Consider the following 24,858-nt stretch of genomic DNA (forward strand, 5'->3'; position numbering starts at 1 on the left):
GATGCTATGTGTGCCACTATCCGTACTCATTCTTCGGATTACCAAGTGTGTAAAAATGCCCCCGTTCACTGATTGTACGGCCTATAAGGCGAATGCATCACATTCAATGTCTTCGGCAGCCACACCCGGTAACGCTGCGTCTTGTCCCAGGTATTTCCGGCAGAAGCAAAATCGCAGAAATGAATCTGTTTCGGAGCCCGGTTGCTTTCCAAGTCCGTACCCAACACCATCGGGGCGGTAAAGGCCAACCAGGCAAAACCAGGAGCCTTTACAGGCGTCAACTCCACATACCCGTCTTTACTAACAACAACAGACGCCTCATCGACAAAGCCATCCCCGAAACGGCTGTCGCGAGCCAAGACGACCGGACCGCGCACGATGGCCTGTGCTTGATTCCTTTCCACCAGACGGGCACGTAAATCGAGTTTGACAGTGATCCGGTCGCCCTTTTTCCACTTACGGTTCACTGGCAAGTATGCACCTTGCAGGACACCATCCTGGGGTTGGCCATTTACAGAAACCACCGCAATCTTGCTCCATGCCGGGATGCGCAAGGCAATGGTGAAAGCCGTCTCTTTCGCAGGATCGACCTCTATCTCGATCTGATCAGTCTGCGGATAATCGGTCGTTTGCTTCAACCGGACCGGCTTCTTGCCCGGCAATACCAACTCCGCTTCCGAGGGAGCATAAAAATTTACCCGGACACAATCGTCCTGAACCTGATAGGCAAATTGAGGAATCATGGCAAAGGCACGCGGGCCGTTCGCATTGCAACAGTTGATGTGCATGCCGCACTGCTCCTCCCCTTCATGACGCCAACCTTCCAACGGGCTGTATTTGGCTATCTGCGAAGCATCCGCCTTCAAAGATGCCATCAAAGCATTATAGATAGCCGTTTCCATATAATCAGCATACAGGGAGTTACCCGTCATCTGTAACAAACGGTTACAGAGCTGCATCCAGGTAAAGGTCACGCAAGTTTCCATCGTATGGTAAGTAGGTTGCGTCTGACGTTCTTTCCCGCCATACCAGCATTCGAATGCACTACCCGATCCGGCCACGTTGATCTCTTCGCGTACGATATGCCCGACCGTCTTTTCCACGACAGAGAGATAGAGTGGATTGCCCGTTACCTTATACAGTTCCAACAAGCCTTCATAGCAGGACATCATTTCATAAGCTTTTTGTCCGTTTTCCCTCGAAAACCAAGTTTTCGGATGCGGAAAACGGTTGGCTACGGGCACATCGGCAATAGCTTTGCTGATCAGCTGCGGACCACCGGGTGTCTCCCATTGTCCGACAATATATTTGGCAAAATCGAGATAACGTTTTTCTTTCGTTCTGTTATACAGATACATGACAGGTTCGAGGACGGACGAGCTCGGCATGCCAATGTAATTGCCGGTTGAGACGATATCCACCTTTCCGGGCCCAACCTGCGTCATCAGATGGTCGACAACTCTGCAAGCTGCTTCCAATGCCTTCTTATCACCCGACAGGTCATACCAAGCGATCAATCCCAATGATGTATACTTGCGCCCCCAGACATCCCATTGCTGTAACTGGTATTCCGGCGCATAATTCCCGATATAACCGTTCGGCAACTGCGTTGCCATAAGCGATTCGGCCGCATCCTTTATGATCTGGTACAGTTCGGGGTCCCGGTTATAACGATAGGAGGCGATCGCACCCTGTATCCATTTCCCCCAAAACTCGCTTTGCCAGCGCGACTTCTCGTTCTGGTGGCGGAACGGTTCGACCAAATGGTCCACATCCTGCGCTTTCACACGATGTTCGATACAATCTGTGATTCGAGTCCCTACATAACCAGATATTTTTACCTGCTTTACAGGAGAGTCATTGCCTACTTGCGCCATCCCTGCCGTCGAGCAGGCACAAGCCAACAGGAAAGAGAAAGTCTTCACCTTAAACGGAATCATCATAATATTGAGAATTTAAGAATTATAAGAACAAAAATAAAGAGTTAACCGTGATATTATGTTATAAAATTGACAGAATACCTGTCAATTATGATAAGTGTCTACTCCTCTACTACACTCCGCCAACATATTTCATGAAAAAAAACGAGAATCGATTATTTTATTTCTATATTTACCCCAAATAATACTTAATAGATATGGAAGAATACATCGGTACAGTCATCAAAGTCGGAGGTATCCTGATCGGAAGCATCATGGTCCTATTCGTGATTTGGTACATAGTCAAGGATATACTGGACATTAGTGGAAAGGATTCATCCGATGGCAAATGAACCAATATATAATTAAGGAAAGACATCTGAATTTAAAACATAGGTGTTTTACCTACAAACCATATATGTCAGCATGTAGGTATGACACATCAAGAATACAGAGGTAAAGCCTACATCTATTGAATTTGAATATACCAAAGATAAGGTTTCTCGTGATGGGACGCCTTATTTTTTTGACCTATTTCTACCTCATTGCCTCTTTGATACACATAGTTCTCATAGGACTAATTCAATTTAGATGTACAAAGTTATAATAAAATTATCATAAACTTTTAATAGTGAGGTCTAAATTCGATATGATATTCAAATCGAATTTGCCTCCATTTGGAGAAGTGTTTCTCTTATTAAATTCCCTAATCAATTGATATTCTTTTATATACAGACGATCTAATTAACGTAGTCCTATGAGAACTTAGTAAATATTTGTTGTCATCAAACGAAAACATGAAGGAGACACTGCCACATACAATCGACAAGTTGTTTTGGAACATCGCTGTAAACGACGACGAGAATGCCTTTAAAACATTATTCTTCCAATTCTTTTCTCCCCTCTGCATCTTTGCCCACCGGTACATTGAACGTTGGGAAACATGTGAAGACGTCGTACAGGAATCTTTTCTCAAAATCTGGGAAAACAGAAAAAGTATCAGAATCGAAACATCTGCCCGCAATTTTTTGGTCACAAGCGTACGCAATAATTGTATCGACTATCTCCGAAAACAGGAACTCGAGTTGGCCTGGAAACAATGGAAGATAAGCAAGGGGGACGAACCAAGTGGAGATATCTATTCGATTGTCGAACTTAGAACGATGTTGGCTGAAGCATTGGATAAACTACCGGAGAACACTCGCCTCATTTTCGAAAAGAATCGTTTCGAAGGAAAGAAATATACAGAGATCGCCGAGGAACAACAAATATCAGTCAAAACAGTCGAAGCGCATATAAGTAAAGCACTTAAAATTTTACGCGTCGAACTGAAAGACTATCTGCCATTCCTTATTTTATTATTTCAAACTCCTGATAAATATATTTAACATAGGGGAATCTCCCCTTTATGCGTCTAATCACAAATACATGACAAACGTGAATATACAAACCGAACATATCATAGCCTATCTGGAAGGCAAACTATCGAAAGAAGATAGCCTTGCTTTTGAAAAACAAATGTTGGATTCACCTGAATTACGGAAAGAGGTCGGTGATCTCCGTTTTATCTGTGACACCAGCCAGATGCTATATTTGCAAGAAAAAATAGATGTAGACAACCACTGGAAAAATGTATCGAGAACCATGCAGAAAAACCGATTCCGACAAAAGATCGGTCGCTATTTTCGTTACACGGCAGCCATATTGCTCATTCCAGCCTTAATTAGCAGTATCTACTTTTACCAGCGTATCTACAGATTGGAAAATCAGCCGATCGAACAGGTGGAATTGTCAAGCGCTTATGGCCTTGTTTCTAAAATTACACTGCCGGATGGTTCCGAAGTATGGCTGAATTCAGGTTCCAAGCTGCATTATCCTAAACAGTTCGTCGGAGACCATCGTAAAGTATATCTGTCCGGCGAAGCTTATTTCAAGGTTTCATCAGATAAAAAGCACCGCTTCGATGTAGCACTTTCAAACGGAATTACGGTAAGCGCCTACGGCACAGAATTTAATATTAATGCTTATGAAGATGATGACGAAATACAAGCCACTCTGGCAAACGGTTCCATAGAAATCAGAAATGAAAAGAAACCAATCCCCCAAGTTCTGAATCCGGGTGAACAGGCCGTATATAATAAGATAACAGATAACACTAAGGTTTCAGACATCAATCTGTATATGGTTACTTCATGGAAGGAAGGAAAAATGGTCTTCCGCCGGACCGAAATGGCAGAGATAGCTCAACGCCTGTCACGCCATTTCAACGTAAACATCATCTTACAAAGCAAAAAAATATTCAATTACAAATATTCTGCAACCTTTACGACCGAAACCTTTGAAGAGATCCTGCAACTGCTCGAAAAGACTGCTCCTATCAAGTGCACAATGATCGAACCGAAACAGGCCAGCGACTATTCTTATACCCGTCGGACCGTTATTATCGAAGCAAGATAAAAAAATTGCATTTTGGCGTAGGGGATTTTTTATCTCCTACGTCTAATAGCCGTAATAAACAGAAATGAATGATTAACACAAAAATTGAAATACCATGAAGACATAGCTGCTACACACATCTGAATCAAAAAGATGGAAAGATGCTTGCAACATCTTCCCATCCCGTGATCAAAAATAATTATCAATCCGAAAATCTCACCTGACGAATGATAATTGTCTAATTAAGTCATATAACTACCTAATTAAATTTGATAATGTAAAGTTATGAAAATTACATCAAAACAAAAAGGTTTCAGGTCATATTTCGACTTGTCTCCTCAAATTCCTACGCGTATGAAAATCGCCGCTTTATGTTTAACCTGCTTTCTTAGTGCAGCAAATGCAAATAGTCTATATTCGCAATCTGCACGTCTTTCTATAGAAATGAACAACGTTTCGATAGAAGATGTATTGAACAAAATAGAGGAAAACTCTGAATTCCATTTTATTTATAACAATGAACTGGTAAATGTAGACAGAAAAGTCAATGTAAAATTCGACAATGAGACAATCGAATCCATCCTAAAGAAAGTTTTCAAATCCACCAATGTCGAGTACAAGGTAAATGAGAAACAAATTATCCTTCGTCCGAAAGAGATGGATATCGTTGCCAAGGTCCAACAAGAGCAGAAAACCGTTAAAGGTGTTGTTTCCGACCAATTTGGTCCTATCGCCGGAGCAAACGTTTCAATCCAGGGAACGACCGTCGGGACCATTACTGATATGGACGGAAACTTCACGATCGAAGTTCCTGAAAACGCAACTTTACAAATTTCGTTTATCGGTTACAATACTTGTTTTGTAAAAGTTGCAGGACAAAGCAACCTGAATGTCACACTGACGGAAGATACACAAAAGCTGGATGAAGTGGTCGTGATCGGTTACGGTACGCAAAAGAAAATGAACCTGACCGGTTCGGTCGCCACTATTTCGGCAGATAACATTGCGACAATCCCGGTTTCCAATATCTCCAATGCGATGGCAGGACGTATGCCGGGTATTTTCTCTTACAATAAATCCGGTATGCCGGGTGTATCTTCCCCGATCACGATCCGTGGCGTCAATACACCCAACAATACAAATCCGACTTACGTCATCGACGGCGTTGTTCGTGAAAAAGCAGACTTCGATGCTTTGGATCCGAACACGATCGAGAACATTTCCGTATTGAAAGACGCAGCATCCGCTGCCGTTTACGGCTCTCGTGCCTCTAACGGCGTGATTGTCGTTTCGACAAAACGCGGTAAAAACCAAAAGCCTCAGTTTAGCTATTCAGGTCTATTCGGAACGGACCGTCCAACCCGCACACCGGAAGTGATGAACGCTTATGACCGGACTGTATATCTGAATAACCAATTCATGTATAATGGCATCCCGGAAACAGATTCCCGCTACTACACAGCCGACGAACAAGAATACTTCAAAACACACAGTACAAACTGGTTCGACCTCGCTTGGAAAAACCCGTTTACGACACAGCACAACCTAAGTGTCAACGGGGGTAGCGAACGTATCAATTACTTTATGTCAGCCGGTTATTACAGCCAGAGCGGAACATTCAACAACCTGGACTTCACACGTTACAGTTTCCGTTCGAATGTAGATGCCAAAGTTGCGGATAACTTTACGATCGGATTGGATGTGGACGGTAATATGAGCGACCAACGCACACCTTACTGGCCTCATGACTCTGATAAAGATTTGATGAACGATATGTATCGTGCCCTACTAAACTTCCCGACTACCGAGCCGGCCTATATAAACGGAAAGCCGAACGCAACCATCTACAACTGGAATATTCTGGAAGCAATCAACAACGGGCATGTTTCCAAAAAACATAACACACTGAACACGAAGTTAAGCGCCAAATGGGAAATTCCTTGGGTAGAAGGCTTGACAGCAAACGCGATGTTCAACTATCGCCGTTATTACGAGAATGAAAAACAGGTAGGAAAAGAGTATACCTTATATATACACGAAACGAGCGGCGGACATAACCATATCATCCGCGACGACGCCCCGGTTGTCGGCACACGTACGAGAACCGAAAACGGAAACTTCGTCCGAAAAGACTTCAACGAAACGAGCGCTTATACGCTAAACTTGCAGTTAAACTATAACCGGACATTCGGCAAACACGACATCGGCGCCATGTTCCTCTATGAGCAATACGAAGAATGGGGTGATATGTTTTGGGCACAGCGCAAGCAATTGCTTTCATCTTCCCTTGAACAGCTATTCGCCGGAAGCGCGGACAGCCAGTGGAAAGATGCCGATGGTCACGAATCGGAAATTGGACGCATCGGTTACGTCGGCCGTGTGAACTACGGTTTCGACAACCGCTATCTATTAGAAGCCAACTTCCGTTACGACTCGTCCGTAAAATGGATTCCGGGCAAACGTTGGGGATTTTTCCCGTCTGTTTCAGCCGGTTGGCGCGTGACTGAAGAAAATTTCTTCAAGCAGAACGAAAAACTGAACTTTATCAGTAATCTGAAATTACGTGCATCCTATGGTACATTAGGGAACGACGGAGGAGACGATGTTGCTTATTACCAATATTTAAGTAAATTTACAACAGGAACCAATGCCGTCTTCGGTTCAGGTGCAACCGGTATTCTACCGGGTGTTTATCCAAGCAAAGGCATCACTTGGGAAACAACCACGACAGCCGACGTCGGCTTTGACTTGGGATTGTGGAACGGACTGCTAAGCCTCGAATTTGATTACTTCCATAAGAAAACTTCAGATATCCTGATGGACCGTAAACGTACGATTCCGGGGACTTTCGGAGCCACATTACCGAAAGAGAACTACGCAGAGATGGTAAACCAGGGATGTGAGTTCATGTTGCGCCACGATAATAAGATCGGTAACTTCACATATTATGTATCCGGTAACTTCTCTTTCGCCCGCAACCATTACACGTATATCGACGAATCGGCAAACGCCTATGAATGGGAAATAAAGACAGGACGCCCGATCAACTTCATCACTGGCTACATCGCCGACGGTATCGCCCGTACGGATGAAGATTTAGCTGGACTGCCGCTCTATAACGGCGGATTCGAATGGTCGAAAGGCGATATTATCCTGAAAGATATCCACGGTGCAGGCGGCGTCGGAGGCCCTGACGGAGTTGTCGACGGTAACGACCAAGCCGTTCTTTCGCTCTACAGCAAAGACCCGGAAATCATCTACGGTATCAGTTTAGGAGGTGAATGGAAAGGTATCGACTTCACAGCCTTCTTCCAAGGCGTAGGCCATCGAAGCATCATGTTCCCGAACCGCGGCGATACCTGGACAGAACAGACCGTTCTGAACATATGGTCGGACGCTTATTCACCCGACAACACAGACGGTAAATATCCGCGCGTCGGTGGTACAGGCTCGAAAGGCGCCAACGGACAGGCTTCTTCATTCTGGTTGATGAACGGTAACTATTTCCGTTGCAAAAACATCGAGCTCGGCTATACGTTGCCGAAACAGTGGGTGAATTCGATCGGTGTAGATCGTTGCCGTGTCTACGTTTCAAGCACAAACCTGTTCGTATTCGACCACATCGGCATCTACGATCCCGAAAACAGCGGTGACCGTGGAGCTTATCAGTATCCGTTGACAAAAAGTTTCAACTTTGGTATCAATGTAAGTTTCTAACAATTTGAGTAATTAGATATGAAAAAGATATTTATAACATGTGCTGCCATTCTGGCATTATTCTCTTCCTGCACCAGCGTACTGGATAAGGAAGATCTTAGTTCAATCTCGGAGGACAAGGTTTGGGTTGACAAAACGCTGACTACAGCTTTTCTCAATGCTTTGTATGTTTCCATCCCAAGCTGGGACACGGCCGTGGCCGATGCGACCGACGAAGCGACGGGCGGAGGCAACTGGACACAGGGAACCACCACACCGGACAATATGAGTGACACGAAAGATTCCGCCCAGACCTGGTACTGGCCCTATTCTGACATCCGAAACTGCAATATTTTCATTCAGAATGCACAGAATCCCGAAGTCTGTACGATAGACCGTGAACTAGCCGACCGTCTAACTTACGAAGCCCGTTTCATTCGTGCTTACCTCTATTTCGAAATGGTCAAACGTTACGGTGGTGTCCCACTGATCACTATCCCGCAAGAAATGACGGACGACCTCTATGTGAAACGTAACTCTACAAAAGAATGTTTCGATTTCATTATCGACGAACTGAAAGCTTGTGCAGAAGGGTTGCCAGACTCTTATTCGGCTGAAGACTTGGGCCGCGTGACGAAAGGTGCAGCCAAGGCATTCCTCGGACGCGTATTCTTGTTCCGTGCTAGTCCACAGTTCAACCCGAACAACAACGAACATTGGCAAACCGCCTACAACTACAACAAAGAGACACTGAATTACCTGATCGGACAAGGCCATGCCTTGTATGATGATTACGGAAAACTGTTCCTAGATGAGATGAACAAAGAGGTAATTTTTGCCATCCGCTACGAAAACCCGACCCGCACACAGAAAAGAGATGCAACCGTCCGTCCGATCACGTTCTCGATGAACAACACCGGCGGTAATCACCCGACACAGGAAGTGATTGACCGCTTCCCTACTATAGACGGAGGAACTTACACCTATGCCGATTGGGAAAAGGAAGGCAAAGATATCTTCGCCTTGTGGGAAAATCGGGACAAACGTTTTTATGCGACAATCGTCTATCAGGGGGTGACATATTTCAATACCGTAATGGAACTGAACGAAAATGCGCAAAACGACTATGCCTACGGCAAAAACGTCGGATCGAAAACCGGCTATTATTCCCGTAAAGCCATTGACGAAAGCCTTTCAGTGACAGACTGCCAAAAATCTGGAACCGACTATATTGACATTCGCCTGGCTGAAGTAATGCTGAACTATGCCGAAGCTGCCGTCGAGGTCGGAAAGACAAACGAAGCATTCGATATGTTGAAACAGATCCGCAAGCGTGCAGGCATCAATGAAACTAGTTCCAATCCGGAAATGAAAGGCAGAGTTTACGGATTGAACCCAAACATGAACCAGACGGAAATGCGTGAAGCAGTTCGCGAAGAACGTTTTATCGAATTGTTGTTCGAACAAAAACGTTTATGGGATATGCGCCGCTGGATGATCTACGACAAATTGATGAACGGGCAAGGCAAACGCCATGCCTTAGTGATGAACAAGCAGGCCGATAATACATACACGACCTATCTGTTCGACCGTGATAACACACCGATGATCACCAACCAGAACATCTACTTCCTGCCGATGAAACGCAGCGAGATGAGTAACAATCCGAACCTGGAACAGACGAAAGGCTGGGAAAACGGGACGTTCGACCCGCAAGCTGGACTCTGATCCCTCCTACATTTAATAACGAAAGCCCTCCCCGCTCCGGAAGGGCTTTTGTTATTAAACTCTGCTTCCATCGGATTCCCGATATGGCAGGAAACAATGTCAGAACTGGAAGTAGATAAATGGTTGCACCCCGGCACTCTTGAACTGCACGACAACAAAGATCGCAATCGCCAGCATCACCGCCTGAACAAGCAAAGGAGAACGGGTAACGACTGCCTGCAAACCGTTTTCCGCCGATTTCGGCATGAAATGCAGGATATAACCCACCACCATCAAGACGAACACTCCTTTATAGCCCACCACAAACTGCATAAAGACCTCCGGATGGAAATTCGTGAAAATCTGCGTCAGCACCTCGCCAACCGTTTGCATCGAGTCAGCCCGGAACAGAATCCAGCCAAAGCACACCAGATGGAAAGTGATCAGAACACCTATCACTCTTCTCCAGGGTTTCATTTCTGATCCTAATGGTTTGAAACTGCTGAAATGGTTCATCACGAACTTATGGACGGCCAGTGCAACTCCATGCAGGGCGCCCCAAAGGATAAAACTCACGGAGGCTCCGTGCCATAAACCGCCCAACAACATCGTTATCAGCAGGTTGATGTATGTCCGTATTTTCCCTTTCCGATTACCTCCGAGTGAAATATACAAATAGTCTTTCAACCAAGAAGAGAGCGAGATATGCCAACGTCGCCAGAATTCCGTAATGGTCGCCGACTGGTAAGGCGAATCGAAATTCACGTTAAAACGGAAACCTAACAACAATGCAATCCCGATCGCCATATCCGAATAGCCGGAAAAATCGCAATAGATCTGCAAGGCATAACCATACACACCCAACAGATTTTCCACCCCTGTATAGAGCAAAGGAGCATCGAATATGCGGTCGACGAAGTTCAAGCTGATATAGTCGGATATGACGGTTTTCTTAAAGAGCCCACATAAGACGAGAAAAAGCCCCTCTCCGAACTCCGCCCGCGTAACAACCGGAGTCTTATAAATCTGAGGAATAAAATCGCGTGCCCGAACGATTGGACCGGCCACCAGCTGCGGGAAGAAGGAGACATAGAAAACATAGTCGATCCAACGCCGGAGGGGGGCTATCCTACCCCGGTACACATCAATCACGTAGCTGATGGTCTGGAAGGTAAAGAAGGAAATGCCGACCGGCAGAAATATATCCAACGGCTGATAGGTAATGTTCTGCAACGAGGTATTCCCTAACTGATACCCCAACTCATGAGCAACGGCAGCCATGATCTCCCGTAGGAAATTGAAGTATTTGAAATATCCCAACAGCCCTAAGTCAACGCACAGGCTCAGGACAACCCATGCTTTGCGTCCCCACTTGGAAGCAGTCTTAGTCATACACTGCGCAATGCAAAAATCGGATGTTGCGACAAACAGCAGGAGAAAGAAAAACAATCCGCTGCTCTTATAATAGAAATAGATGGAAAACAACGTAACATAAATGATACGCGTCAGCAAATGCTTCCTGAGCGACATATAAATAATCAGGAAACCGATAAAAAGGAAGAAAAACAATCCGCTGCTGAAAAGTATCGGAGCATTGTGATGGTAGGTCAATATATCGCCAAGTTTGTCGAATGAGAGCTGAGACCAATATTCTCCCATTTTATTTATAAAATCATTCATCATCTTTTCTGATTTTCAACATTTGATTATAAGATTGCATTAGGGCACGATATAACAAGGTCCCTTGCTCACGATAGCCATCCTTTGTGAAATGAATACGGTCACGGCCCATCAGTTTTTCCTTGCGCCATTTGGTGCAGGAGCTTTTCCCTCCCGTAGCGGCAAAGAGATCCCAGCAAGCTACGCCCTCTTCATGTGCCGCCTTTACAATCGCCTTTGCAGCAAGTTGGGTATTCGAGTTACGGACATACGTCCGTTTTTTATTGACATAAGTCCGCTTGTAGCATTCCGGCGGAGTGGTGAGCAGAATAGCCGTTTCAGGCATCTGTTTCTTGACGAGGGAAACGAACGCACGTATCTGTCCGCCAAATTCTTCCGAACGGAAGCGACGGCCGAAGGTTTCGTTCGTACCCAACGAAATAATCAGCAAAGAAGGTTTCAACAGGGCCAACTGACGAACGTATGCTTCGTCTGTGTAATTGACATACATCGCCCCGTTCACGCCGACCGAATGGTAGAGGACACCCGGATAACCGTTCGTCAGGCTGAAACCATAATAAACATTTTTGAAATTGGAGGCCGGAAGCAGCTTATCCGTGCCTTGTTTCCGCCGGGTACTGTGCAGCTGCAACGTATCTACCGGATGAGAAATACGGAAGGTATCGGCCAAAACACCTGCGACAGCCGGAACCGTAGCCAAGGATGTCTGTATGGAATCTTTGAACGAACCGGCCGGCAACATAGGCATGGCTTTTTCTCCCCGGTAAAGGATCGCCTGGTTGAAGGAATAGCCTGCCCCGTTGTTAGGTGCTATCCGAACGTCCAAATTGATGGAAGGAGAAACGGACTGGATACCGATTCCACCGATTCCAACAGGACATTTCTTATTGGCTTGGATACAGCGTCCCGTCACCCATTCGCGGACGGAAGAAGAGATGAAATAATCGTCCGGTTCATTCGTCTTGCTCAACTTGAAAGGGGCAATCCATCCACGTCCGGCATTCCCGAACTGCGCCTGCAAAAGACGCATCACTTTACCGGAATAATAACCGGCCTGTATGTGAGAATCGCCTAAATGGACGATTGTCAATACGGTATCCTTCCCCGCTCCGAGCGAATCCAGTTCGTCAAAGAAGGATTGCAGCGAAGAGGGCGACTGGATCGAATCGACCTCCTTCCCGATCGAATAAATACGGGAAGGGAGCGGGATCGTATCAATACTCCCCTGTTCCCACGCTTGACACGGGATCGCCAATTTTCCTTTCACTCCGGCAGAACTGGCGGCCATCAAAACCAGGCAAGCCGATAGACTAATGAGCCACTTTGTCTGCTTCATCATAAAACTCCTTTTCTAATAATATTGCCTTCAACAAGGCAGAAGCTATCTCTTTTCCTCCCCTGAAACTCAAATGGGTATAGTCTTTGCTAGCCCAATTGTTCTCCACGAAACGGATCATGCTGTTCTCTCCTCCCATCGCCCCAAAGACATTCCAGAAAGCGACCCCCGAACGGCGAGCCGCCTGCCGCTGTGCGTGCAGCAAGGCTAATACGGCAGGCATCGTTTCGAAGGTTCCGTCCACTTGTCGGCTCCTGTCCGAAACCCCCAGCATCAGGATATCGGCATCCGGAAAACAAACGCGTACGTGGCGTACGGCTTCTTCCATCCGCTTGGCGTACCAGCCATACTGGAGAACGCTGTCGCTGACGATATTCAACCCGTACTGCAAAACGACCAGATCATAGGGACGTATCTCGTTCAACTCTCGGCAACGGGTGCTGTCCAATCTCGAAAGGATCATCCCCGAATTGCCACGCAACGAATAATTGTCCACGATCACCCCAGAATTATCTTCGAGTGCAACCCCGAGAGCACGGAAACCGGCCGTATCGGCAAAGCTGAAGGAGGCTTCCGTAAAGGTTCCTGTTTGTTCGTATTGCGTGATGGCGGTTGTCGGTTCCAAGGTCTCGCAGATCGTGTCCTGCGTGCCGTTGCAAACCAAAGTCATCTGTGTACGGATATTCTTTTCATACAAGAATTTAAGGGAAGAAACCGTTTTCAACTCCGGATAACGGTCTGTCGTCTTGATCGAGATAGATGGCTTCTCCCCTTTCGGTTCGAACGTCATTCCGGAAAGCGTATACCGATGATGATGATCCGTCAACATGGACCAGGTGGTCCAACCTTCCGCCTTTTGCTCGATCGTCGGACGGAACTGGGCGGCTACCGACGTAACCGGAACGAAACCGACTCCGCGTCCTCCGAACCGCTCCTGCATACCCGAACGGAAATCAGCCACCACAATGTCACCTTCGATAAACGAATCACCCAAAAAGGCGACACGCACCGGGCGGTTCGCCTGCCTGCTATTTCTTAAAGCGGCAAAAAAACGTTTCAAACCGATATGGCCGACAGAGTAATCCTCGATACGCGTTCCCAACGAATCGGCTCCCTTGTCCGCATACATAACCTTGTAAAGCGAATCGCGTAATGCGAGGGCGACGGAATCGATACCTGTCGTTTTCAGGATCGAATCACGCACGGCGGCCGAATCTATCCGGACCGTATCCGGTTGTTCCAATTGCATACGCAAGGAATCCATAGACAGGGATTCTGGTTTTATCCTGAGATCGGAAAGTAAATCAACTTTTTTTATTTTCATCCCGAACAGCTGGTCCGGTAAGTAATAAAGTCCCAAGCAGATACCAAACGCAAGAAGTAGCAGGAGCAAAAGCCTACCAAAATTATTATCTTTATTCATCTAAGTCCTCTCTTTCGAAATTACAAAGATAAGTACAAATACAATTTATTACAAACTCGACCGTTTCATAATTATATATTTTGATACACACCATCAACAAACTACAAATATGGAAACTCCGAAAAACAGAAACTGGAAAGTACTGAAAAGTGAATACCTATCCAGCCAACCTTGGTTCACCGTGCGCAGGGAGGAAGTGGAATTGCCGAACGGAAACAGGATTCCTGAATATTATATATTCGAATATCCAGAATGGATCAATGTGATCGCAATCACCAAAGAGCAGAAATTCGTATTTGTAAGCCAATACCGTCATGGACTGGGTATCACGGCTCACGAACTTTGCGCCGGTGTCTGCGAAAAGGAAGACGCTTCCCCACTCGTCTCCGCCCAACGGGAATTGCTCGAAGAGACCGGCTACGGCAACGGAAATTGGAGCGAACTGATGGTAATAGGCGTCAATCCGAGCACCCACACCAACCTGACTTATTGCTATCTTGCCACAGATGTAGAGTCAGTCATGGCACAACATCTGGAAGACACGGAAGACCTCAGCGTCCACCTTCTGACTCTCGACGAAGTAAAAGAATTGTTGCTAAACGACCAGATCAAACAAGCGCTCCATGCCGCCCCACTTTGGAAATACATGGCGATGAATCATTTGATCTGAGATATTTCCTGAACTCAGGCGAACAAAAGCAGACAAACCATAAAAATAAAGCTTCATGCCTTTGCCACAATAATTCCATCGGCATGGCACGACCGTTTCACCAGTATGGCACAACTGTTTCATCAGCATGGCACAACCGTTTCATCGACATGGCACAAACTCTTCCTGCCTATGATACTACTAGGACATGCTGCTCCGCCTGATAATAACCGTATATTTTGCATAATCCCGAAAAAGCGTTATTTTTGTTCGCATTAGCAACATGTCTCCAATGAAGTTTAAACTTAATATCATATTCGCGTTATTTTTTACCATATTTTGCGTCAACCGTTTACAGGCCCAGGAAAAAGCCTTTCCCAAGAAAGGAGAAGGCATCACCCTGTTCCTCAAACGCCATAACCGTACAGGTATTTCATATCAGAAACAGTTCATCGAGCTGAACAAAAACAAGTTAGGCAAGGGGAATACCCTTAGGATAGGAGTCAAATATACGCTTCCCCCCTTACAGGGAAAAGAAGCTGTTGCATCCGCCATCAAACGAGCGAACTATGAACCGTTGTTCGGCAAAGAACTGGCCTCCTATAAGGTAACATCATCCGAACTAAAAGGAGCCTGTTTCTATCTGGTCAGCGGACACGGAGGCCCTGATCCAGGAGCAATCGGACGGATTGGCAAAATCGAGTTGCACGAAGACGAATATGCCTACGACATCGTACTCCGTCTGGCACGCAACCTGATGACAAAAGGAGCCAAAGTCCACATTATCATTCAAGATGCCAAAGACGGGATACGGGATGACAAATACCTGAAGAACAGTAAACGGGAAACTTGTATGGGTAGCCCTATTCCTTTTAACCAGGTCCGTCGCCTGAAACAACGAAGTGACAAGATAAACACCCTGTTCAAGCAGGATAAATACGCCTACAAACGAGCTATCTTCGTGCATGTGGACAGCCGGAACAAGGGACACCAGACCGATGTTTTTTTCTACCACCAGAATAAAAACTCCGAAAGCAAGCATCTGGCGAAAACCATGCGGACAACTTTCACCCATAAATATAAGAAGCACCAGCCGGGACGAGGATTTACCGGAACAGTGGACGGACGGAACTTATACGTGTTGAGGCATACGACACCGGCCTCCGTTTTCGTCGAGTTAGGTAATATCCAAAACAGTTTCGACCAGCAGCGAATCATCCTGAGCGACAACCGTCAGGCACTCGCGAATTGGCTTTGCGAAGGATTTGTCACCGATTACAACCGCTACAAGAAAAAAACACGGTAAAAAAACAACATTCATCCGTTAAAAAGATTACTTTTGCATATGAAACTAAATAAAACATCGTTTTAAGCATACCATGAGTAATCCATATATATCCCCGTTCGCGAAACCCGTATATGTAATGTTGAAGCCTGTCGGTTCAGTTTGCAACCTGGCGTGCGAATACTGTTATTATCTGGAGAAAGGGAAACTTTATCCAGAGGTGAAAAATCATATCATGAGCGAACAGTTACTGGAAAAATTCATCAAGGAATATCTGGAATGTCAGACGATGCCGCAGGTTCTCTTTACCTGGCACGGTGGTGAAACGCTGATGCGTCCGATCAGTTTCTATCGGAAAGCACTGGAATTGCAACGCAAGTACGGCCACAGACGCCAGATAGACAACTGTATCCAGACAAACGGGACACTGCTGAACGACGACTGGTGTCGTTTCTTCAAAGAAAACAACTTCCTCGTGGGAGTTTCGATAGACGGCCCGCAGGAGTTTCATGACGAATATCGTCGCAACAAGCAGGGACTCCCCTCCTTCTATAAAGTGATGAAGGGAATCGAACTGCTGAAAAAGCATGGCGTGGAATACAACGCAATGGCAGTCGTCAATGACTACAACGTAGATTATCCGCTGGAATTCTATCACTTTTTCAAGGAAATAGATTGCCACTATATCCAATTCACCCCGATTGTAGAACGCCTCGGATTCCATCAGGACGGAACGTTGCTCACCTCGCCGGAACAGCAGGATGCCAACATCAAACTAGCCCCTTTCACGGTCGACGCCGGAAAATGGGGAGATTTCCTCTGTGCGGTCTTCGACGAATGGCTGAAAGAGGATGTCGGTAATTATTATATCCAGCTTTTCGACTCCACACTGGCAAACTGGGTAGGCGAACAACCGGGCGTCTGTACGCTGGCACGCACTTGCGGACATGCCGGTGTGATGGAGTTCAATGGCGACGTATATGCCTGCGACCACTTTGTATTCCCGGAATATAAGTTAGGTAACATCCATACCCAGACGCTTACCGAGATGATGTACAGCCAACGCCAACTGAAGTTCGGAGCAGACAAATATGAAACACTCCCTACCCAATGCAAGGAGTGTGACTACCTGTTTGCCTGCAACGGCGAATGTCCCAAGAACCGTTTTCTCCATACGGCAAACGGCGAACCCGGATTGAACTATCTATGTAGAGGTTACAAGAAATTTTTTAAGCACGTGGCTCCTTACATGGATTTCATGAAAAAAGAATTGTTGGCCGAACGCCCGCCAGCCAACGTCATGCAATGGGCAAAAGAGAATAAACTATAATCGAACATATGAAAATCAACAGACGTGATTTTATCAAAACAGGAGGTATGGTTATGCTTGGATCATTAGCAGTTCCCTCATTCCTGGGAAGTTGTACCGGAAACAAGGTAGATCAGGCTACCGGTATCTCATTCGCTCAGAACCATTTTGGTGTCAGTGAAAACGACATGAAGAAAGTGTTGGCAGCAGCACTTGAGAAAGGAGGCGACTATGCAGATCTTTTCTTTGAACATTCCTACCGGAACAATATCGGATTGCAAGACGGAGCCGTAAACCGTGCTTCGTCCAATATCGATTTCGGTATGGGAGTACGTGTATTGGCCGGTGATCAGACCGGTTATGCGTATGTGGAAAACGTGACTCTCGACGAGATGCTGAAAGCTGCCCGCACGGCAGCCCGTATCGCAACCGGCTCGGCAGGAAAAGCTCCGGTTGCCCTGACGGAGGAACCGATCCCGAATAATTATTACGGTGTACAAACTCCTTGGGACGAGCTCGCCGTAAATGCAAAGACCCCGTATCTTCAGAAACTGAACGATCAGATTTTTGCGCTTGACAAACGGGTGCACAAAGTGATGGCTTCGTTGGGAGACACGACTTCACACATCTTGTTCTGCAACTCCGAAGGACAGATGTACTACGACTATCGTCCGATGGTGACGCTGGGGGCAGTCTGTATCATGGAGGACAACGGGAAGATCGAAAATTCATATGCATCCCGCGCTTTCCGCATGGGAGCCGAATTCCTGACAGATGATATCATTGCCGAAGTAGCAAAGGAGGCAGTAGAGAAAACCTCCATCCTATTCCAAGCTATCAAGCCTAAAGGAGGCGAAATGCCGGTCGTAATGGGTGCAGGAGGTTCCGGCATCTTGTTGCACGAAGCAATCGGCCATGCTTTCGAAGCTGACTTCAATCGCAAGAATACATCGATCTTCTCCGACCAGCTGAACAAAAAGGTTTGTAACGAGCATATCAATGTGGTGGACGACGGTACGATTCCTTTCAACCGCGGTTCTGTCAATATCGATGACGAAGGTATCGCCGGGCAAAAGACTTATATCGTGAAAGAAGGCATTCTGACCAGCTACCTGCACGACCGTATCAGTGCCAAACATTACGGTATACCTTCAACAGGGAACGGTCGCCGTGAATCATTCCGCCAGATGCCGATCCCGCGTATGCGCGCTACCTATATGGAAGCCGGAAACGTGACGGAAGAAGAAATGATCTCGACGGTGAAGAAAGGTATCTATGCCTCTAGCTTCACCAACGGGCAAGTACAGATCGGTGCGGGCGACTTCACCTTCTTCGTGAAAGACGGTTATCTAATCGAAAATGGTAAACTGACACAGCCGATCAAAGATATCAATATCATCGGTAACGGTCCACGTGCATTGGCCGATATCACGATGGTCGGAAACAATTACAAGATGGATAACGGCACCTGGACATGCGGCAAGGACGGACAATCCTGTCCGGTAACCTGCGGTATGCCGTCAGCCTTAGTTAGTAAACTTACTGTAGGAGGAGAAAATTAAAAAGATTTATGATTTATGATTTATGCGTTGTCTACACACCCATAAATCATAAATCCAAAGTCATAAATCATAAATCTAAAATCATAAATCATTAGACATGATAACGAACGAAAATAAAAAACTGGCTCAGTGGGCCATGGAATTTGCCCTGAAAAACGGTTGCCAGGCCTCACGTGTAAGTATCTATAATGGATCGAGCAGTTCCTTCGAAATACGTGATATGAAAATGGACCGCTTGCAACAGGCATCGGAAAACAGTTTGGTGATCCATCTGTTTGTGGACGGACGTTTCGGTTCCTTCTCTACAAACCGTCTGGATAAAAAGGAACTGGAAAGTTTTATCCGTAACGGTATCGCTTCCACTCGCTTCCTGGCGGAAGACAAGGCGCGTACGTTACCCGACTCTTCTCTTTATTATAAAGGAGGCGGCGCCGACTTGCAACTGATCGATCCGAAGTTCGACTCAATCCAGCCGGACGACAAAGTGACGCTGGCCATGAACGTCTGCAACGAAATGATGGGAAAAGACCCCCGTATTATCTCGGTCAATTCATCCTACAGCGATGAAAAGGATTTCAAATATATGGTTGCCAGCAACGGCTTCGAAGGGGAAGCATCCGGTTCTTCTTTCAGCCTAGTTGCCAGCGTAAGCATCAAAGGTGAAGGGGATGCTCGCCCGGAATCCTATTGGTTCGATTCTTCACTTTACTATGATAAGTTAATTAAAGAAGGTCTGGGAACAAAGGCCCTGGAACGTGTAATGCGTAAACTGGGACAGAAAAAGGTCGCTTCCGGCAAGTATCAGATGGTTGTGGACAATATGAATTCCTCCCGTTTGCTTTCTCCGGTAATCGATGCATTATATGGTTCTTCCATCCAGCAGAAAAACTCTTTTTTGTTGGATAAAATCGACCAGAAAGTATTGGGTGACAAACTAACGGTTATCGATGAACCCCACATGGTGGGTACATCCGGTGCCCGATATTTCGATGGTGAAGGTGTAGCGACAAAACGTATGCCTGTGTTTGAAAACGGTATCCTGAAAACCTATTATATCGATACCTATTCAGCCAACAAGATGAATATGAGACAAACGATTGCCTCCCCTTCTATCCTGACCATGCAAATGGGAAATAAGGATACGGATGGTCTGATTGCTTCTGTCGACAGAGGCATTCTGGTGACGGGTTTCAACGGCGGTAACAGCAACAGTACGACCGGTGACTTCTCTTACGGTGTAGAAGGTTTCCTGATCGAAAAAGGCAAACTGACACAACCCATCTCCGAAATGAACGCAACAGGCAACATGATTTCCTTGTGGAGTAATTTAGCCGAAGTCGGCAATGACCCGCGCACATTCTCCAGTTGGCGTGTTCCTTCTCTAATATTCGACGGGGTCGATTTTAGCGGGTTATAAGAAATAATATATATTGTTAAATAGTAGATGGATATAGAAGTGAATCCTAAAAGTTAGACAAAAACATTTAGAATTCACTTCATTATATTTTGTCTATACCAAAAGATAACAGAATGAACAGAGGCATCTTGATCTTCCAACATTTCCTTCTCTTTCTGTTTTTCATATAATTGTTCAACAGATTTGGTGTCCCTCCCAAACATTTGATAAAGGAATCAAATCTGTTATATTTAATAAATGTCAGATACGGAAAATAGGTGTTCACTGAGCGCCTTTAAGGCATGCACTTTATCCTCCGCTTTCATCACCAACGATACGTTACTACTACTACCACCGTATGAAATCATTCGTACGGGAATATCTTTCAACGCATTGATGATGCGTGCCTCAAAACCGACATTTTGCCATTCCAAGTCACCAACAACACAAACAATCACCATATTCTTTTCGACTGTAATCGTTGCGTATTCCCTTAATACACCCACAATCTCGTCTATGTGCTTGTCATTATCAATCGCTACGGAAACTCCGATATCAGAAGTAGTCACCATGTCCACCGGTGTATTGTAATTATAGAATGTATCAAACACGATGCTCAGAAAATGAGGTGTCGGTATCGTATGTAGCGACTTGATCTTGACATATGTGATATTGTCTTTGGCGGCAACAGCTTTGATCGCCTCTTTTTCAGCAGTGTTCGAGATCAATGTACCTGACGCACTTGGTTGCAACGCGTTCAAAAGGCGTACCGGAATGTTCTTTTCCTTGGCAGGTAGGATACAAGCCGGATGCAGTATCTTAGCACCGAAATGCGCCAACTTGGCTGCTTCGTCGAAGTTCAATTGTCTGACAGGAGCGGTATCATTGACAAACCGTGGGTCATTATTATGCATTCCGTCAATATCCGTCCATATCTGTATCTCTTCTGCTTGGATAGCCGCTCCGATTAAAGAGGCGGTGTAATCACTTCCTCCCCTTTCCAAGTTGTCAATACTGCCGTAGGCATTCCGGCAAATAAAACCTTGCGTGATATATATTTCAGCCTCCTTGTTTTGCTCCAAAAGAACCTTTAGGTGTTTAGAGATATATTCCATATCCGGTTCATTGTCCACCGTAATCCGCATGAAGTTCAACGCAGGCAATAAAGCAACCTCCACCCCCTGTTCTTCCAGATAACAGGCCATCAGAAAAGTCGATATCAACTCACCCTGCACCAAGATTTCCTTTTCATCGAATACGCTGAAAGGCATATTTGAGAAAGACCAGACATGTTGAAACCGTTCGAGCATGTATTGCATGGCTTTTTCCTTGTAGACATCGCTCCGGTATAATTCTTCTATATGATTGACATAAGCCTGCTCCAAGGAAGAAAGGACCGCATTGGCTTTTTCCGGATCTTTTTTGTGAAAACATTCAGATATCTCCACTAAAGAGTTTGTTGTCCCAGCCATAGCAGAGAGCACTACTATTTTCTGTTCCTGATCGCAAACTATTGACGCAACATTCTTGATCCGCTGGGCAGAACCGACTGAAGTACCACCAAATTTTAATACTTTCATTAGACTATCTGATTTTTGATTTTACTTTTTATACATTAAATCTAACCACGAACGTACTACCTTTACCGACTTCGCTTTCGATATGGATCGTACCACCATGAGCTTCCACAAAGTCCTTGCTGATGGCAAGTCCTAAACCACTACCTTGTACTTTTGTTCCTGGGACACGGAAATAGTGATCAAAAATACTTTCGTGGTAACGCGAATCAATGCCCTTTCCGAAGTCCTTGACATAAATCTCGACGGCTTTGTCGATCTGTCGTGCACCGATGACGATCCTCCCGTTCTCCGATGAATAACGGATGGCGTTCGACAACAGATTGGTCACAACCCAAGCAATCTTCTCGCTGTCAACAAACAACTTGGCAATCTTTTCGGGATATTCCACTTCGATCTGACAGTTAAAACGCTCGGCTTGTACCTGGTTCGCCTTGATGGCATAGTTAATCAGTTCGATCGGTTTGGTAATCTTCGGATTCAAATAGAGCTTACCACTCTCTACCTGTGACATCTTCAACAATTCACTAGTGATCTCCAACAAACGATCGCTATTCTCCTTTATGTTCCTAGAAAGGCTCTCCTGTTCTGTATTTAGCTTTCCTATCCTGTTATCTTCCAGTAATTTCAAGCTCATCATAATAGCTGATATCGGTGTTTTCAGTTCATGGGAGATCGTCGAAATAAAGGTTGTCTTTGCAATGTCTTTTTCTTTAAATTCGGTCACGTTCTTCAACAAGATCACATCCCCGACATACTTACTCTCTAGTCCGGTCTGCTTGTTGACGTTGATCGGAATGTATTTTACCTGAAAATAGCTTTCTTTATTGTCTGCATAAATTTTCAACGGGTCCTTATTGTCATCGGGATGAACTAATTGCCGAATCAAGCGGCGGAGCAAATCATTTTTTAACGCCACTTCAGGAGCCGGCCTGCCAATAATGTTTTCCCGCGTCAAATTCAAAACAGTCAAAGCCTCGTCATTGACAAACAAAATCTTCCGTTCCTTACTCAAGCCTATGATAGGTTCTGCTATACTGTTGATAATTGTTTCTATATATTTTTTTCCCTGCAGGATATCTTCCAGCGAACTGTTCCTGTATTCGGCCAATCGCTCAGCCATCTCGTTAAACAATGTAGCTATTTCCTTGAACTCCGGCTCATTCCCCAAATCGAGCTGCTTACTGTAATTGGCATTGGTGATTTCCTTGATGCCATCCGTCAATTTCCGGATCTGTACGCTGACCGAACGTGGTAAACGAACCAGAAAGAGGAAAGCGATCGTGATACAAGCAATCCCTACCGTCCAGATCCCAAAAAGAGATCTTTTCGCTGTGTGGACAGCCACTTCATTCTTTTCATAAATGGCAGACATATTGACCGCCATAATGGTATAGATCGTCTGGCGTATTTGCCGAATCGATTCATCATCCATGTCATCCAATGCCTTTTCACAGTACGAACTAAACCGGTTGGTCAGTACATCTTCATCCTTCTCTGTCAGATTGTTTCTCTGAGCCTCCAACCCGGCCTCAAAGTTTTTTCGGGCATTCGGATTTTCCCGAATGGCATCCAATGACTCAAGCATCTGACGGGAATAAAGGAGTGAATTATAATTATCCGCCAGAATATTCTGCGTGTCATCTGATACATTATGAATGTTTTTTATAGCCAATCCCCCTAATAAAGTGATCAAGACAAATAAAAGCCCTATTCCATAAGTCAACTTTGTTTTTATATTCATTTTTATATAAGGATTTTTTAAGCTAATATTATCAAATCAATACCTAATTGAGCTAATTCTTCTAACATGTTCCGATAATGAACCATAGCAAGGATAACGGAAGGGTATTTTAAAGTCGGTCGTCCAATACATAATGTACTGATTTGTTTTTCTTTACAAGCCTGCACTATCGCATCCGTTATATGTGGGGATTGCACTTGAATAACTTCTCCTCCGAGTTCTGTTGCCAGCTTGAAATGGTTCAGTAAATGTCTTTGGCTTGCCAACGAAATCCGGTCCGAACTTTCCCTAGGGGTTTGTACATACAATACAAAGAACTTGGTGTTATATCGGGTAGCCAACCGCGCGACTTTCCGTATGATCTTACGAGGGGTTTTCTCATTACTGCTGATACAGGCCATAAACCTTTCATGTCGCACGCCAAGATTCTCAGGAATAGTACTTTCCACTTTTTTTTCTACCCGCAAAGCAACCTCTTTCAATGCCAATTCCCTAAGCTGAAGAATATGCTCAGCCTTAAAGAAATTATTCAATGCTGTTTGTATCTTATCAGGTTTGTATATTTTTCCGGCTTTTAACCGAGCCAGCAGTTCGTCAGCAGTAAGGTCTATATTGACTACTTCATCCGCCTGCTCCAGTACGATATCAGGAATACGCTCCTTGACCTCAATGCCTACCACGTCCTGCACCATCTCGTTTAATCCTTCTATATGCTGAATATTAACTGCCGTAATTACACTGATACCGGCATCCAGTATATCCATAACATCCTGCCAACGTTTTTCATTCTTACTGCCTTCGACATTGGTATGAGCCAATTCGTCAACGATAACAACTTCAGGATGAATACTGAGAATTGACTGTAAGTCCATCTCTTCGATCTCTTTTCCTTTATAAAATATTTTACGACGTGGAATGACAGGCAGTCCTTCCACCAATGCCTCTGTCTCGACTCTCCCATGTGTTTCTATATAACCGATCTTGACATCGATACCGCTTTCCAGTAATTGGTGGGCATCTGATAGCATCCGATACGATTTACCTACACCGGCAATCATGCCGATGTAGATTTTAAAATTGCCACGACGAGACTTTTTCAACAAATCCAAAAAATGTTGTACACTTTGTTCTCGGTCCAT

17 protein-coding genes are annotated in these 24,858 nt (G+C 45.3%); 10 read left to right on the top strand and 7 right to left on the bottom strand.

Features of this window, described 5'->3' with window-relative positions; all coding sequences use genetic code 11:
• Positions 1 to 65 precede the first annotated feature (65 nt).
• Complete coding sequence (locus KTG12_RS02940) at positions 66 to 1,943, bottom strand: glycoside hydrolase family 127 protein (protein ID WP_138273037.1); 1,878 nt, start codon at positions 1,941 to 1,943, stop codon at positions 66 to 68.
• Positions 1,944 to 2,137: 194 nt separating this feature from the next.
• On the opposite strand from KTG12_RS02940, the gene KTG12_RS22070 reads away from it, so the two are divergent.
• The 5 genes from KTG12_RS22070 (at position 2,138) to KTG12_RS02960 (ending at position 9,779) form a co-directional block, all read left to right on the top strand.
• On the top strand, positions 2,138 to 2,272 hold the full coding sequence (locus KTG12_RS22070) for a hypothetical protein (protein ID WP_005643426.1): 135 nt from the start codon (positions 2,138 to 2,140) through the stop codon (positions 2,270 to 2,272).
• 444 nt (positions 2,273 to 2,716) lie between these two features.
• Entirely contained in the window at positions 2,717 to 3,307 is a 591-nt protein-coding gene (locus tag KTG12_RS02945; protein WP_005641826.1) for an RNA polymerase sigma-70 factor, read from the top strand.
• A 40-nt stretch (positions 3,308 to 3,347) separates the two neighbouring features.
• Positions 3,348 to 4,376: a FecR family protein gene (locus KTG12_RS02950; protein ID WP_005641823.1), complete on the top strand. Its 1,029-nt coding sequence runs from the start codon at positions 3,348 to 3,350 to the stop codon at positions 4,374 to 4,376.
• Positions 4,377 to 4,799: 423 nt separating this feature from the next.
• Complete coding sequence (locus KTG12_RS02955) at positions 4,800 to 8,072, top strand: TonB-dependent receptor (RefSeq protein WP_227226040.1); 3,273 nt, start codon at positions 4,800 to 4,802, stop codon at positions 8,070 to 8,072.
• 18 nt (positions 8,073 to 8,090) lie between these two features.
• Positions 8,091 to 9,779 (top strand): RagB/SusD family nutrient uptake outer membrane protein, encoded by a 1,689-nt coding sequence (locus KTG12_RS02960; protein ID WP_138273035.1) that lies wholly within the window; start codon positions 8,091 to 8,093, stop codon positions 9,777 to 9,779.
• 99 nt (positions 9,780 to 9,878) lie between these two features.
• Here the strand turns inward: KTG12_RS02960 and KTG12_RS02965 are convergent, their stop codons facing one another.
• From KTG12_RS02965 to KTG12_RS02975, 3 genes are read right to left on the bottom strand one after another with little or no spacing between them, the layout of a single operon-like run.
• On the bottom strand, positions 9,879 to 11,438 hold the full coding sequence (locus KTG12_RS02965) for an MBOAT family protein (protein WP_005649347.1): 1,560 nt from the start codon (positions 11,436 to 11,438) through the stop codon (positions 9,879 to 9,881).
• Positions 11,431 to 12,777 carry a GDSL-type esterase/lipase family protein gene (locus tag KTG12_RS02970; protein ID WP_173022574.1) on the bottom strand — a complete coding sequence of 449 codons (1,347 nt, stop codon included), beginning with the start codon at positions 12,775 to 12,777 and terminating at the stop codon, positions 11,431 to 11,433. The genes KTG12_RS02965 and KTG12_RS02970 overlap by 8 nt, the downstream gene beginning before the upstream one ends.
• Positions 12,749 to 14,197, bottom strand: a complete 1,449-nt coding sequence (locus tag KTG12_RS02975; protein ID WP_005641815.1) for a hypothetical protein — start codon at positions 14,195 to 14,197, stop codon at positions 12,749 to 12,751. The genes KTG12_RS02970 and KTG12_RS02975 overlap by 29 nt, the downstream gene beginning before the upstream one ends.
• A gap of 109 nt (positions 14,198 to 14,306) precedes the next feature.
• On the opposite strand from KTG12_RS02975, the gene KTG12_RS02980 reads away from it, so the two are divergent.
• The 5 genes from KTG12_RS02980 (at position 14,307) to KTG12_RS03000 (ending at position 20,419) form a co-directional block, all read left to right on the top strand.
• Complete coding sequence (locus tag KTG12_RS02980; RefSeq protein ID WP_022322961.1) at positions 14,307 to 14,867, top strand: NUDIX hydrolase; 561 nt, start codon at positions 14,307 to 14,309, stop codon at positions 14,865 to 14,867.
• 271 nt (positions 14,868 to 15,138) lie between these two features.
• Positions 15,139 to 16,152, top strand: a complete 1,014-nt coding sequence (locus tag KTG12_RS02985; protein WP_022322960.1) for an N-acetylmuramoyl-L-alanine amidase — start codon at positions 15,139 to 15,141, stop codon at positions 16,150 to 16,152.
• A 73-nt stretch (positions 16,153 to 16,225) separates the two neighbouring features.
• The gene (locus tag KTG12_RS02990; protein ID WP_022322959.1) at positions 16,226 to 17,461 is read left to right on the top strand and encodes an anaerobic sulfatase-maturation protein; all 1,236 of its coding nucleotides are present in this window, start codon (positions 16,226 to 16,228) and stop codon (positions 17,459 to 17,461) included.
• 8 nt (positions 17,462 to 17,469) lie between these two features.
• Positions 17,470 to 19,002 carry a TldD/PmbA family protein gene (locus KTG12_RS02995; RefSeq protein WP_046452342.1) on the top strand — a complete coding sequence of 511 codons (1,533 nt, stop codon included), beginning with the start codon at positions 17,470 to 17,472 and terminating at the stop codon, positions 19,000 to 19,002.
• Between the two features lie 97 nt (positions 19,003 to 19,099).
• Positions 19,100 to 20,419, top strand: a complete 1,320-nt coding sequence (locus KTG12_RS03000; RefSeq protein ID WP_022322957.1) for a TldD/PmbA family protein — start codon at positions 19,100 to 19,102, stop codon at positions 20,417 to 20,419.
• A gap of 230 nt (positions 20,420 to 20,649) precedes the next feature.
• Here KTG12_RS03000 and KTG12_RS03005 read toward each other — a convergent pair whose 3' ends face one another.
• Genes KTG12_RS03005 through KTG12_RS03015 form a run of 3 tightly spaced genes read right to left on the bottom strand, consistent with a single transcriptional unit; the run spans position 20,650 to position 24,858 of the window.
• Complete coding sequence (locus KTG12_RS03005; protein WP_005641795.1) at positions 20,650 to 21,978, bottom strand: aspartate kinase; 1,329 nt, start codon at positions 21,976 to 21,978, stop codon at positions 20,650 to 20,652.
• 28 nt (positions 21,979 to 22,006) lie between these two features.
• Positions 22,007 to 23,725, bottom strand: coding sequence for an ATP-binding protein (locus KTG12_RS03010; protein WP_122115801.1), 1,719 nt, complete (start codon positions 23,723 to 23,725; stop codon positions 22,007 to 22,009).
• An 11-nt stretch (positions 23,726 to 23,736) separates the two neighbouring features.
• Positions 23,737 to 24,858 (bottom strand): hypothetical protein, encoded by a 1,122-nt coding sequence (locus KTG12_RS03015; protein WP_005641791.1) that lies wholly within the window; start codon positions 24,856 to 24,858, stop codon positions 23,737 to 23,739.

It is taken from the genome of Parabacteroides sp. MSK.9.14, from assembly GCF_019041495.1.
GTDB classification, from domain to species: Bacteria; Bacteroidota; Bacteroidia; order Bacteroidales; family Tannerellaceae; genus Parabacteroides; species Parabacteroides merdae.

Coding starts and splice junctions, on each gene's coding strand:
- KTG12_RS02940 (WP_138273037.1), bottom strand. CDS start 1,943: ATGATGATTCCGTTTAAGGTGAAGACTTTCTCTTTCCTGTTGGCTTGT.
- KTG12_RS02965 (WP_005649347.1), bottom strand. CDS start 11,438: ATGAATGATTTTATAAATAAAATGGGAGAATATTGGTCTCAGCTCTCA.
- KTG12_RS02945 (WP_005641826.1), top strand. CDS start 2,717: ATGAAGGAGACACTGCCACATACAATCGACAAGTTGTTTTGGAACATC.
- KTG12_RS02970 (WP_173022574.1), bottom strand. CDS start 12,777: ATGATGAAGCAGACAAAGTGGCTCATTAGTCTATCGGCTTGCCTGGTT.
- KTG12_RS02950 (WP_005641823.1), top strand. CDS start 3,348: ATGACAAACGTGAATATACAAACCGAACATATCATAGCCTATCTGGAA.
- KTG12_RS02995 (WP_046452342.1), top strand. CDS start 17,470: ATGAAAATCAACAGACGTGATTTTATCAAAACAGGAGGTATGGTTATG.
- KTG12_RS02980 (WP_022322961.1), top strand. CDS start 14,307: ATGGAAACTCCGAAAAACAGAAACTGGAAAGTACTGAAAAGTGAATAC.
- KTG12_RS02990 (WP_022322959.1), top strand. CDS start 16,226: ATGAGTAATCCATATATATCCCCGTTCGCGAAACCCGTATATGTAATG.
- KTG12_RS02955 (WP_227226040.1), top strand. CDS start 4,800: ATGAACAACGTTTCGATAGAAGATGTATTGAACAAAATAGAGGAAAAC.
- KTG12_RS03005 (WP_005641795.1), bottom strand. CDS start 21,978: ATGAAAGTATTAAAATTTGGTGGTACTTCAGTCGGTTCTGCCCAGCGG.
- KTG12_RS03000 (WP_022322957.1), top strand. CDS start 19,100: ATGATAACGAACGAAAATAAAAAACTGGCTCAGTGGGCCATGGAATTT.
- KTG12_RS22070 (WP_005643426.1), top strand. CDS start 2,138: ATGGAAGAATACATCGGTACAGTCATCAAAGTCGGAGGTATCCTGATC.
- KTG12_RS02975 (WP_005641815.1), bottom strand. CDS start 14,197: ATGAATAAAGATAATAATTTTGGTAGGCTTTTGCTCCTGCTACTTCTT.
- KTG12_RS02960 (WP_138273035.1), top strand. CDS start 8,091: ATGAAAAAGATATTTATAACATGTGCTGCCATTCTGGCATTATTCTCT.
- KTG12_RS03015 (WP_005641791.1), bottom strand. CDS start 24,858: ATGGACCGAGAACAAAGTGTACAACATTTTTTGGATTTGTTGAAAAAG.
- KTG12_RS02985 (WP_022322960.1), top strand. CDS start 15,139: ATGAAGTTTAAACTTAATATCATATTCGCGTTATTTTTTACCATATTT.